Below are 12594 nucleotides of genomic sequence, written 5' to 3'. Positions count from 1 at the left end.
CCCACATGCCTGCATCTTTCACCGCCTGTAATATTTTGCCGAGCAAAATATCATTCTTATGTACCTGGTCAAAATAAGGCTGAATATTATGACCTATGTTATGTCCGGTGCCATCTGGTTCATCGAAGTGGATAAACAGGAAGTCCGGTTTCTTTTCTTTGATATAATCAACAGATGCGGCGGTAGCGAGACTGTCGTTGTCGTGACAAGCCAGTTGTTTGTTTACTGCCGCTTTTGGAAACAGGTAGCCAATACCATCCCAGCTATAGATAACGCCAATTTCAGCGTTTGGTTTTTGCTCACGGAGCAGGGTGTAGATAGAGGGGAACATGCCATACTGGTCGAGTTCACGGGAAGGCAGTTCCGGTTTTTTGCTATCCCACTCTGTGTATCCGTGTATTTCCGGGCCTGCGCCCATTACCATGGATGCCCAGTTAACCGCACTGGAAGAGGGCAATACACTGCGGGCTTGTAAGGTCCACGCACCGTCCTGCATCATTTGTTTCATGTTTGGGTTATCCACTTTTGGAAAGCAATATGCCCCGAAGCCATCCATGCCTATCAGGATAACGTGTTTAACTCCTTTGATCTGTGCCTGCGCGAAGAATCCGCCAAGCAACAGACCTGTTGCAATGATCAGTTTTTTCATTTCGTTGTTCACTTTAAAAGCTGTTAACTATTAGCAGTTAGCTATTAGCCAGCGTATTTATAATAATAAATGGGTCTTTCATAGTGATTGCTAAAAAGCCGGACTAAGATAATAATGTTTTCTCGCCTATTTCACGGATTAATTCGACTTCTTTTTGTTGTGTGGCAGAGATGCCATATTCAGGAACGCCGGGAATGCCGCCCATACTCACATTAGGATTGCGATATACCATTTTACTTTCTTCATAGGCTTTGGCAGATGTATGATATTCTTTTACACCGGTGGCTGTAATCAGTTGTGCGATGTTATTGGCACGTACACCGGAACCTGCCATGATAGCGATCCTGTCATTAGCTCTTGTCACGAGGTCTTTCAGCAGTGCAGCGCCTTCTACGGCGGTATTGCGGGCGCCGGAGGTCAGAATTCTTTCGCAGCCGATAGCAATAATATCTTCCAGTGCTTCGAAAGGATTATCTGTCATATCAAATGCACGGTGAAACGTAACGCCCATAGGCCATGCCAGCGAGGTAAGTATTTTACAGCGTTGTTTATCCACGCGGCCGTCGGGGGTGAGAATGCCTATCACTACGCCATTACAGCCCAGTTGCTTGCATAATTCAATATCTTTTTTCATGACCTCAAATTCCAGATCGGAGTAGAGGAAATCGCCACCACGTGGACGTATAATAGGGTAGAGGTCTATTTTTACTTTTTCCCGCGCCAGTGCAATCGTAGCATAACTGGGCGTGGTACCGCCTTCCAGCAGATTATCACAGAGTTCTATCCTGCTGGCGCCACCTTTTTCTGCAGCAATGCAGGAAGCTACTGAAGCGGCGCATATTTCGAGGGTAAACGACATAGAGAACAGCTTTTAGCTTTTAGTAGTTAGCTTTTAGCCTGTAGGATCAGCTTTTAGCTTTTTGCAAATGTCGTCCCATCAACATAACATGATCTCCGCTGCATTTACTAAAAGCTAAAAGCTAATGGCCAAAAGCTAAAAATGATGCTTTCCGTCAATTAAAATATTACTGGTGTCGCTGGTGCATACGGCATAGCTAAACCCTTTCTGGATGCAGTAAGCGCCATGTTCGCCTTTTTTGTTGAGTGCAAGGAAACCCACCTGGATTTCTTTTGCTTTAGAAGGACTTCTCTTCACAATACGCTCTACTGCTTCTTTGCAGGCTTTTTCCGGCGGATATCCCTGACGCATCAGTTCTACCACCAGGTGGCTGCCCACTATTTTAATCACTTCTTCTCCTACACCGGTGCTGGTAGCAGCGCCTATTTCATTATCTACATATAATCCTGCGCCAATGATGGGAGAATCACCCAAACGGCCATGGAGTTTGAATGCCATGCCACTGGTGGTACAGGCACCTGACAGGTTGCCTTCGGCATCCATGGCTACCATACCAATGGTATCGTGGTTATACACATTCCCTGGGAGCATCAGCGGATTAAACGCAGTAGCGCCATTGGTGGGTGTGTACGATTTATTTTCTATGTTGATGATCGGTTTGTATTCCGATTTTTTCAGCCATTCTTTCCATGCTTTTTCTGATTCCGGTGTCAACAGGTTTTCTTTCTCGAAACCGTTGGCAAGTGCAAATTGCAGGGCGCCATCACCCACCAGCATTACATGCGGCGTTTTTTCCATCACCAGGCGGGCTACTGAAATGGCATGGGTTACATGCTCCAGTGCGCCTACCGAACCACAGTTGCCCAGTTCATCCATGATGCAGGCATCCAGCGTAACGCGACCATCGCGGTCAGGATAACCGGAATAACCAACAGTGTGGTTGTTGGGATCTGCTTCGGGTACTTTTACCCCAGCTTCTACGGCGTCGAGGGCACGGCCGCCTTTCTTCAGTATTTCCCATGCAGCAGCATTGGCCGCACGGCCAAAGTCCCAGGTAGATACCACAATTGGTTTTCCTTTCACTGCTGCACCTGTTCCCATGGAGCGTGCAGCCGCACCTTTTACGCCATCCAAAGAGAAAACAGCGGCGCTAAGGGCCGCTGTTTTCAGGAATGTTCTTCTATCTTTCATACAAATAGCTTTTAGCTTTTAGCGGTTAGCTGTTAGATTAAGCGATTAGCGTCAAAGTAAATCCAGTTCATCTTCGCTGCATTTACTAAAGGCTAAAAGCTAATAGCTAACAGCTCTTTAGTCCTTCATTTCCCACGCCAGTGCACTGGCGCCCAGAATCGCTGCATCGCTTTCTCTCAGTTCTGAGAACAGCAATTTAACTTTATTCTGGAAAATAGGAAGCAGGTTCTTTTCCATATGCTCCCGCACAGGTTTCATGATCAGGTCACCGGCTTTGGTTAAGCCACCGAACAGCACAATGGCTTCCGGGCTGGAGAACATCACGAAATTGGCGAGGGCTTCACCGAGAATTTTGCCGGTGAACTCATATACTTCCATAGCCAGCGGATCGCCTTTCATGGCTGCTTCGTAAATGAGTTTGGAATTGATTTCTTCTTTGGTATGTTCCCGCATCATGCTGGGAGTATCCGGGCGATCAGCCAGGAACTCCAGTGCAGTATTGGTAACACCGGTAGCAGAAGCGTAAGCTTCCAGCGAGCCATGTGCCCCTGTACCGGTATGTAAACGTCCACCGGGAATAACGATACAGTGGCCCAGTTCACCTGCAAAACCATCGTGTCCGTAAATCAGTTGTCCGTTGGCAACGATACCGCTGCCTACACCTGTGCCCAGGGTGATCACGATAAAGTCTTTCATACCTCTGGCTGCCCCATAAATGAGCTCACCCAGTGCAGCTGCATTTGCATCATTGGTCAGCACAGTAGGCAAACCAAATTTTTGTTCCAGCAAACTGGCCAAAGGTACTACCCCTTTCCAGCGCAGGTTTGGTGCATATTCAATATTGCCGGTGTAGTAGTTGCCGTTAGGAGCTCCTACGCCAATACCTTTCATGTTTTCTATGCCGCCTGCCTGTTCAATGAGGGCAGACAGGTGTTCATGTAATTCATCGAGAAAGCCAGTTACATCTTCATGCTGGTTGGTCAACATACGACCGTCACATAAAATATTACCTCTGCGATCTACAATTCCGAATTTGGTGTTTGTGCCTCCAATATCAATGCCCACCGCTAACTGCTGACTCATAATCAATTCCTTGAGATTTTAAAATGGTTTTAACTCTAAATGCGAAGAACGCGAGGTAAGCAAAGCACAACGCCGGAATAACATAAGAGGCGTGGATACCAATGCTTGGGATGTCTGCCAGACCGCCCTGTACAGGAGGAATGAGCGATCCACCGAGAATCATCATTATCAGGAATGCAGAACCCTGGCCAGTATACTTGCCCAGACCTGCAATAGATAATGCGAAAATGCTAGGCCACATTACAGAGCAGAATAATCCGCCGCTGATGAATGCGAAAGTGGCCAGCTGACCGGTAGAGAATAATCCGATCAGGATTGCACCAACACCCAGCAGACCGAAGACCATCAGGGTTTTGGCAGGTTTGTCCTGTCCGGCAAAGAAACCTACTATCTGCACCACTATACAGATAATATATGGATATAACACGGAGATATCATTGCCCTTTACACTGTTGGCGCCGAGAATAACACCATATGCTACAAAAGGAACAATAACACACAGAATGTTACGAACTTGTTTAGATACATTGAATACGCTGATAGCGCCTGTCCAGCGACCAATCATCATACTGCCCCAGAACAGGGATACATAAGGATCCAGTTCTGATTCCGCCAGACCTTTCGCGGTCAGAAAGCCAGGATGTTTCAGCAATGCGCCGAGGTTACTGGCAATGGATACTTCCACTCCTACATAGATGAAGATAGCCAGCATACCGAGGATCAGCTGTGGATATTTCATAGCACCCCAGCCTTCACTGTTACCGGAAGAGGCCATTTTAGAGTAGAAGAGGATACCAACAATCCCCACGATACCAGCGATAAACATAGGCAGCTCAAATTTCAGCACCAGACCCATGAGGATCAGGACAAACATGAAAGTGATACCCAGTAATGACCTGGTAGCTTTGGGAGAAGATTCAAATGCTTCAGTGTCCTGGCTTTCGGGCATCTTTACAAAAGCAAAAATAGCCGCCGCAATCAGGAACAACGCAATGAGTAAGAAATATAAAGTATTGATCTTGCTGATATCAGTGCTTACATCACCCCCTTTAATATTACCGAACAGCAACATGCTTACGATAATGGGTCCGATGGTAGTACCGAAAGAGTTGATACCACCTGCCAGGTTAAGACGGTGTGCGCCTTTGGCAGGATCGCCCAGCAAAATAGCAAACGGATTGGCAGCCGTTTGCTGTAAGGAAAATCCTAACGCCACAATAAATAAGGCCATCAGGATCAGTGCAAAATAACCGAAAGTAACTGTTTGCTTATAGTCAGTATCTAATACGGTGACTACTTTTTCCAGGTTAGCTTTTGTAAAGATAGCAGCATATTGATGATGCTCTTCATCTTTAGTAAAGCCTCCGGAAACCGCAGAAATTAACTGAGGATTCGTAGTATACTTTTCAGCCGCATCGTTGTTGCTGATAAGCAGGGAGTAAGTATCAGGATCTTTCTCACGACGGATTTTTACCTGTCTGTCAGAAGTCTGCAGTTGTTGCTCTACCTGGAAACCGCTGATGTCAGCAATAGTTTCCTTAATAGGAACAATCTTTTCCTTATTTACACATGGAATCATAATCACTGATCCCAGTACAGAGATCAATAAACCGTAAATAATACCCTTCTTATACCCAATCTTATTAAGGATATCTACTTTCCTTGCAGTAGATGCCAGGTATAGAATCAGTGAACCTATGAAATAGGCGCTGTAGAAAGAGAAGTCAATCAGTTGAGACTCCAGTTGGGTAAGGTTAAAATGAGATTTGCAGAAAGGGATAAAGATACTGTTGGACGCTGCCAGAAATCCCCAGAAGAAGAAAACCAGAATTAGCACAAAGAACGAAGGATGGGTGCTTTGTGCGCTTTGTTTAGATTGCTGAGTCATAAACGTGTTAAGTTACAGTGAAATTTTGCCGGATAAATGTATAAAGAATTTTTTAAAATTTTTTAAAAAGTAAAATTATTCTTGCAATTTAGCGTTTAGGTTAAACGTTTTAGCAAAAATATTTGCGAAATATACACGAAATATAGGAGAAGTTTAATTATGTTCGTGCTTATCAAAAAAAATAATTCAGACGGCTTATGTCCAACCAAACAGTAACAATGAACTTACCTCCCAAACAGGCAGGATACGCGCAATCAATGGCCATTATAGGCATGTTGTTTTTCGTATTCGGCTTTGTTACCTGGCTCAACGGAACATTGATCCAGTTCTTCCGAATTGTGTGTGAGCTGAATGTAGCCCAGGCACTGCTCGTAACTATGGCCTTTTTTATGGCCTATTTTTTCCTCTCTATTCCTTCTTCTTTTATCCTGAATAAAACGGGGTTCAAAAACGGGATGGCTTTAGGACTCCTGATCATAGCCGTAGGTTCCCTGATCTTTATCCCTGCCGCCAACGCACGTAGCTTTGGGATATTCCTGACAGGACTGTTTGTACAGGGCGCCGGACTGGCATTGCTGCAAACAGCTTCCAATCCCTACGCCAGTATTATTGGACCTAAAGAAAGTGCTGCCAAGCGTATCAGTATTCTCGGGATCTGTAATAAAAGTGCAGGTGCACTGGCGCCATTGATCCTGAGCTCTATTGTACTGAAAGGTGCTGAAAAGCTGGAGGCAGATATTGCGGCTGCAGTTGATGCCACGCAGAAAACTGCTTTGCTGGACAGTCTGGCTTCCCGTGTTATTGCGCCTTACCTGGTAATAGCCATTATATTAACTATCCTGGCCTTCCTGCTGAAACGTTCTTCTTTACCTGAAATAGATACCAATGCAGAAGATGCTACTACGGCAGCAGCTACGCAGGGTAAAACAAGTGTATTCCAGTTCCCTCAGCTGGTGCTGGGTGTGCTTTGCATTTTTACCTATGTGGGTGTGGAAGTAATGGCAGGCGATGTAATCGGACAATACGGTACCTCATTGGGTATGAGCGTAGATGATAGTAAATATTTTACCTCTTTTACCCTGGTAGCCATGCTGGTAGGATATGTAATAGGTATTGCCACCATTCCGAAATACCTCAGTGGTAAAAAAGGTCTGCAAATCTCCGCAGTGCTGGGTGTGGTATTTACTGTAGCCGCCTATTTCAACACCGGCGCTTCTGCGGTAACCTTTATCGCTTTACTCGGACTGGCCAACGCATTGATGTGGCCGGCCATTTTCCCAATGGCCATTGATGGCCTGGGTCGTTTCACCAAAATCGGCTCTGCCTTACTGGTAATGGGTATTGTGGGCGGTGGTGTACTGCCACAGGTATATGCCGGTATGTTTAACGAACACAGTATGTTTAATTTCCTGTACAGCGCCAGCATTGATTTCAGACATGCATTCCTGTACTGTATGGTACCTTGTTACCTGTATATCCTGTTTTATGCCCTGGTAGGAGACAAGATCGGAAAGAAAGCCTAAGGCTTAAAGGATAAAGCAAAAAGCTATTAAAGCGAATGACCAGAGCGGAATTAAATCCTTTGCTCTGGTCATTCGCTTTAATAGCTTTTTGCTTTCTGCCTTCAGCTTTTTGCTTTTCCAAATCATTTTTATATTTTTAGGTGTAAATTTTACGTTTAATATTCTTTTAATGATACAGAAAACCAGGGAGCAGTTTATCCACTTATTTGAGAAAGAGCCATTGATGGTCGTTTCTCCTGGCAGAATCAATTTAATTGGTGAACACACAGATTATAATGATGGGTTTGTGTTGCCTGCGGCGATCGACAAAAAAATTGTTTACGCCATTGCCCTCAACAATACGCAGCAATGTAATGCACATGCCGTTTTTACCAATGAAACGGTGTCTTTTTCGCTGGCAGATGTAAAGCCTACGCCCGGATGGATCAACTACCTGATGGGAGTGGTGAATCAGCTGCAGGAGCGTGGATTGAAGGTAGAAGGCTTTGACTGTGTGATATCGGGCGATATTCCGGTAGGCGCGGGCATGTCTTCTTCTGCGGCAGTAGAAGGCGGACTGGTAGCAGCGCTGGATCATCTGTTTGACTATGGGCTGGATCGCATGGAAATGGCCTTAATAGGGCAGAAAGCAGAACATACCTTCCCTGGTGTGAAATGTGGTATCATGGACCAGTTTGCGAACCTGCATGGCAAAAAAGACCAGGTAATGCGTCTGGACTGCCGCAGTCTTGCGTTTGAATATTTCCCGTTCAACTTCCCTGGTTATAAAGTAGTGCTGTGTAATTCTATGGTGCATCACTCACTGGCATCTTCCGAATACAATGTACGCCGTTTGCAATGTGAGGAAGGTGTGAAGGCTATTCAGGCCAATCACCCGGCAGTAAAGTCTTTGCGGGATGCTGATATGGAGATGCTCAACGCCGTGCGCGATCAGATCTCCGATAAAGTATACGACCGTTGCACTTATGTGATAGCAGAAATACAACGCGTACAGGATGCTACCACCCTGCTGAAACAAGGCGACCTGCAACAGTTTGGAGAACTGATGTATGCTACACATGAAGGTTTGAGTAAACTGTATGAGGTAAGTTGCCCTGAGCTGGACTTCCTCGTATCGCTGGCCCGTGAAAGGGAAGAAGTAGCCGGCGCCCGCGTGATGGGTGGAGGCTTTGGTGGATGCACCATCAACCTGGTGAAAGCTGAAAAAGTAGCAGACTATGTAGCGTTTATTAAATCACGTTACCAGGATCAATACGGTAAAGAGCCGGAAGTATATGTAACGACCATTGAAGATGGGGTTACTGTGCAACCAATAGCTGTTAGCTTTTAGCTATTAGCTTTTAGCAAAAATGCAGCGGAGATATCAGCGGAAAGTATTTTACTACCTCCGCTTTTATCTCCGCTGCATTTATTATTCGCTGCATTTTACTAAAAGCTAAAAGCTAATGGCTAACAGCTTTCTTAGTACTGGTCATCCAGTGCAAAAATCGGTGTTCTGTTCATCCAGCGACCACGGGTGAAGTCAGGAATGAACTGTACGCTGCCGCTTTCTGCTACTGACTGCTCGCTCAGTGGCGTGATAGCATACCAGGTAGCCATATCATATACATCCAGCGGATATGGGGTGCCGCGTTTGATACACTCCAGGAAGGAGTTGAGTACAAACCAGTCCATACCACCGTGACCAGCGCCTGCAGCATCCGTTGCATATTTTTTCCATAGCGGGTGATCGTATTTACCAAAGTAGCTGTTGGCATCTTTAGGATCGCCGGTTGGTTCCCATTCGTCGTATTTACTTTTCTTTTCTACGTAAACAGATTTCTGGTCATCCATCCACAGGCCGTTGGTACCTTGAACGCGGAAGTTCAGGGAGTAAGGGCGTGGGGAGTTGGTATCGTGCGACAGCATGATCGTTTCGCCGTTGTTGGTTCTGATCAGGGTAGATACGATATCGCCCAGTTTGAAGTCCACTTTGGCATTTGGATGGTTTTCACCACCATTGTCAACGATGTATTTGTGCAGACCGCGGGATTTGGTAGCTACTGAAGTCAGCGACAGCAGGCGGTTACCACGGTTAATATTGATCATGTTGTTGATCGGACCCAGACCATGAGAAGGGTAGAGATCAGCGTTGCGGTGAACAGAGTGATTGGTTCTCCATTTTGCTTCAGATAAACCTTTCTCACCAAATTCTACACCACCACCATAATATTGTTTACCGTTATTGAACTTAACGCCACGCAGATCGTGCTGGTAGCCACCTTGCAGGTGTGTCAGTTCACCGAATAAGCCCTGACGGACCATGTTCAGTACTGCCATCACATCTCTGCGATAGCATACGTTTTCCATACCAAATACGGGAACGCCTGTTTGTTCGCTGGTATTCACCAGTTCCCAGCACTCCTGGATATCAGATGCACCACATACTTCTACTGCGGGTGTTTTACCTGCTTTCATAGCAGCAACTGCCATGATGGTATGCCATTCCCACGGAGTAGCAATTACTACCGCGTCAATGTCATCGCGTTTCAGCAGGTTGCGGAAATCTTCCGGACCATTGGTATATTCCGCCACTTTTTTCTTGCCACCATAAGCTTTCTCAATCATCGCCTTAGCTTTGGGAACAGTAAAAGCTGTATCCGGGTCAGCGAAAGCAACTACTTCTGCGTCTTCGCGGTGAAGGAAAAAGTTCAGGTGACCCAATCCGCGGGCACCTACGCCGATAACACCAATTCTTACTTTAGGTTTCTTCTCGTTGGCAAATAATTTGGCAGAAGAGCCGAGCATAGAAATACCTACGCCAGCCGCTACCGTGTTTTTCAGAAAACTTCTGCGATGCAGTGGTTGTTTATTCATTGTTCAAAGTTTATTAGCGTATACATTTATACGGTAAGGAGGGACTAAATTTATAAAAATTGATTTATCAAAACCAACCTAATGTGCAATAATCTTACATTTTTGTGATAAACGGTGGAGAAATGAAGTGAAAATTACGAATTACGAATTACGAATTACGGATTTGTGGGTAGATATAAGGGAATATAAAATTAGGAATGGTGAATTTGGGATTAAATCCTTGAGAATATCTACTCTATCTTCGCTGTAATCCGTAATCCGTAATTCGTAATTCGTAATTTTTTGAAAAGACAAACGTTACTCCTCGCTGGGTTGCTCAGCTTTAATATGGCGATGGCTCAGGAGATCAAGCCCTACGGGGCTTTACCTTCCAAAGCCCAGGTAGCCTGGAATGATATGGAATATTACATGTTCATTCATTTCGGTCCCAATACTTTTACCAATAAAGAATGGGGACATGGGGATGAAGATCCGAAAGTATTTAATCCTACCCATGTAGATGCCCGTCAATGGGCGCGTACCGCTAAGCTAGCTGGTATGAAAGGTATTGTACTTACTGCCAAACACCATGATGGTTTTTGTTTGTGGCCCAGCAAATACAGCACCCACACCGTTCGTGAAAGCGCCTGGAAAGATGGCAAAGGAGATATCCTGAAAGAATTATCCGCCGCCTGTAAAGAGTATGGTCTGAAGTTCGGCGTATATCTTTCGCCCTGGGACCGCAACCATCCTGAGTATGGCACGGCCACTTACAACCAGGTATTTGCCAATACGCTGAATGAAGTACTCTCTAACTACGGACCTGTATTTGAACAATGGTTCGATGGCGCTAATGGTGGGAATGTTAAACAGCCATACGACTGGAAGCTGTTTCACAGCGTAGTATATAAAAATCAACCTAACGCCGTTATCTTCAGTGATGTAGGTCCCGGATGCCGCTGGGTAGGTAATGAAAATGGAATTGCTGGTACTACCAACTGGAGTACGCTGAATGTAAAGGGATTTGCTCCCGGTGCAGACGGGCCTCCTGCCAGGTCGCTGAATGAAGGTAATGAGGATGGCGAACAATGGATCCCTGCCGAATGTGATGTATCTATCCGCCCGGGATGGTTCTACAGCCCCGATACAGATGATAAAGTAAAGTCTGTTTCCCATCTGCTGGATATTTATTATGGTTCGGTAGGCCGCAACGGTAACCTGATCCTGAATGTGCCGGTAGACAGAGATGGCGTGATTCATCCGAATGATTCCACCCGTTTGATGGAGCTGAGAAAAGTGCTGGATGCATCTTTCAAAGACAACCTCGCAAAAAAAGCAGTTATAACAGCAACGAATACACGTACTGGGAATGCTGCGGTAAAAGTATCTAACCTGAATGATGGTACCAATACTACTTACTGGGCCACTACCGATGCCGCTAAAAATACCGTGATCACGCTAACGTATAAAAAGCCCATTACTTTCAACAGGGTAGTGTTGCAGGAATACATTGCGCTGGGACAGCGGGTGCAGAACTTCTCTGTAGAAATCCTGGAAAATGGACAGCTGAAGGAGATTGCGAAAGAAACTACGATTGGACACAAACGTATCTTGCGTTTACCGGATTATACCACCACGCAGGTACGTATTAATATACTGGACGCCAAAGCGGCGCCGGTGATCAGTGAGGTACAGTTGTATAAGGCGCCGGTTTGGCTGGCTACGCCAGAAATTATGCGCTTGAAAAACAGTCAGGTAATTATTACCTGTGCTTCGGCAGATGCGGAGATTCACTATACGCTTGACGGTACCGAGCCTACGCTAAAATCGCCTACCAAGCATGGTTTCATCCCACCGGTAATAGCTAATGTATCGGAAGAAAGGAGGAAAAATGTCGAAAGTGAACAAAGCATTATGGTGGACCTGCCTCGTGGAGGTGTGGTAAAAGCCAAAGCCTTCCTGAAAGATGGCAGCAGCAGTGAAACGGTCACGGCCAATTTTGATGTAGCACCTGCCAAATGGATGGTGTTATCCACAAATGCTGCCGCAGCCGCTAAAGGGATAGACGGTCAGCCTTCCACAGTATATGTTACCCCTAAAGAAAGTGCCGGATACCCGCACGAATTGCAGATAGACCTGGGCGAAACCCTGTCTCTCAAAGGATTTACTTACCTGCCGCCTACCGGCGAAGGGGCTAAAGGGGTAGTGTATGGCTACGAGTACTATACCAGCACCGATGGCAAAAACTGGGGCAGCCCCGTGGCGAAGGGGCAGTTTGCCAATATTAAGAACAACCCTGTTCTCCAGTCTGTTCCGTTTGCGGCTGTAAATGCCCGGTATATCCGCTTTGTGGCGGTATCGCCGGCTAACGACGGCGATAAGCAGGCGGCGGTGGCTGAGCTGGGTGTGATGACCCGATAAGGTATTTATTGACTTGATTATAAAAAGATTAGCGGAGATAAGTGTCCATCTGACGGCCTTTTCTCCGCTAATCTTTTTATAATCAATGTAAATAATCATAATGTATAAATCCCTTGAAAGAGGTAACAGGCCCGAAGCCGGGCAA

General features: G+C 45.8%; 9 protein-coding genes. 3 read left to right on the top strand and 6 right to left on the bottom strand.

Features of this window, described 5'->3' with window-relative positions; all coding sequences use genetic code 11:
- The 5 genes from VIP81_RS05885 to VIP81_RS05865 all read right to left on the bottom strand — a co-directional run.
- A partial coding sequence (locus VIP81_RS05885; protein ID WP_331957544.1) for an alkaline phosphatase occupies positions 1–649 on the bottom strand: 649 nt, incomplete at its 3' end.
- A 103-nt stretch (positions 650–752) separates the two neighbouring features.
- Positions 753–1508, bottom strand: coding sequence for a copper homeostasis protein CutC (locus VIP81_RS05880; protein ID WP_331957543.1), 756 nt, complete (start codon positions 1506–1508; stop codon positions 753–755).
- Positions 1509–1643: 135 nt separating this feature from the next.
- Positions 1644–2699, bottom strand: coding sequence for a N(4)-(beta-N-acetylglucosaminyl)-L-asparaginase (locus VIP81_RS05875; RefSeq protein ID WP_331957542.1), 1056 nt, complete (start codon positions 2697–2699; stop codon positions 1644–1646).
- Between the two features lie 117 nt (positions 2700–2816).
- The gene (locus VIP81_RS05870) at positions 2817–3782 is read right to left on the bottom strand and encodes an ROK family protein (RefSeq protein ID WP_331957541.1); all 966 of its coding nucleotides are present in this window, start codon (positions 3780–3782) and stop codon (positions 2817–2819) included.
- Positions 3754–5670: an MFS transporter gene (locus VIP81_RS05865; RefSeq protein ID WP_331957540.1), complete on the bottom strand. Its 1917-nt coding sequence runs from the start codon at positions 5668–5670 to the stop codon at positions 3754–3756. Before VIP81_RS05865 ends, VIP81_RS05870 begins: the two co-directional genes overlap by 29 nt.
- Before the next feature lie 197 nt (positions 5671–5867).
- On the opposite strand from VIP81_RS05865, the gene VIP81_RS05860 reads away from it, so the two are divergent.
- Together VIP81_RS05860 and galK are read left to right on the top strand one after the other, a co-directional pair.
- Positions 5868–7193, top strand: coding sequence for a sugar MFS transporter (locus VIP81_RS05860; RefSeq protein ID WP_331957539.1), 1326 nt, complete (start codon positions 5868–5870; stop codon positions 7191–7193).
- A gap of 169 nt (positions 7194–7362) precedes the next feature.
- The gene (gene galK / locus VIP81_RS05855) at positions 7363–8523 is read left to right on the top strand and encodes a galactokinase (RefSeq protein WP_331957538.1); all 1161 of its coding nucleotides are present in this window, start codon (positions 7363–7365) and stop codon (positions 8521–8523) included.
- Positions 8524–8654: 131 nt separating this feature from the next.
- On the opposite strand, the gene VIP81_RS05850 is transcribed toward galK, so the two are convergent.
- Positions 8655–10049, bottom strand: coding sequence for a Gfo/Idh/MocA family protein (locus VIP81_RS05850; protein WP_331957537.1), 1395 nt, complete (start codon positions 10047–10049; stop codon positions 8655–8657).
- Between the two features lie 282 nt (positions 10050–10331).
- Here VIP81_RS05850 and VIP81_RS05845 point away from each other — a divergent pair, with 282 nt between their 5' ends.
- Positions 10332–12449 (top strand): alpha-L-fucosidase, encoded by a 2118-nt coding sequence (locus tag VIP81_RS05845; RefSeq protein WP_331957536.1) that lies wholly within the window; start codon positions 10332–10334, stop codon positions 12447–12449.
- Positions 12450–12594: the final 145 nt, after the last annotated feature.

Source organism: Chitinophaga sp., from assembly GCF_036566945.1.
Classification (GTDB): Bacteria; Bacteroidota; Bacteroidia; order Chitinophagales; family Chitinophagaceae; genus Chitinophaga.
Note: the sequence above shows the minus strand (reverse complement) of the source record. Positions and strands in the feature narration are given on the sequence as shown.

Excerpts from the sequence above, each read along its gene's own strand:
- VIP81_RS05850 (WP_331957537.1), bottom strand. The coding sequence starts at position 10,049 with ATGAATAAACAACCACTGCATCGCAGAAGTTTTCTGAAAAACACGGTA.
- galK (WP_331957538.1), top strand. The coding sequence starts at position 7,363 with ATGATACAGAAAACCAGGGAGCAGTTTATCCACTTATTTGAGAAAGAG.
- VIP81_RS05880 (WP_331957543.1), bottom strand. The coding sequence starts at position 1,508 with ATGTCGTTTACCCTCGAAATATGCGCCGCTTCAGTAGCTTCCTGCATT.
- VIP81_RS05865 (WP_331957540.1), bottom strand. The coding sequence starts at position 5,670 with ATGACTCAGCAATCTAAACAAAGCGCACAAAGCACCCATCCTTCGTTC.
- VIP81_RS05875 (WP_331957542.1), bottom strand. The coding sequence starts at position 2,699 with ATGAAAGATAGAAGAACATTCCTGAAAACAGCGGCCCTTAGCGCCGCT.
- VIP81_RS05860 (WP_331957539.1), top strand. The coding sequence starts at position 5,868 with ATGTCCAACCAAACAGTAACAATGAACTTACCTCCCAAACAGGCAGGA.
- VIP81_RS05870 (WP_331957541.1), bottom strand. The coding sequence starts at position 3,782 with ATGAGTCAGCAGTTAGCGGTGGGCATTGATATTGGAGGCACAAACACC.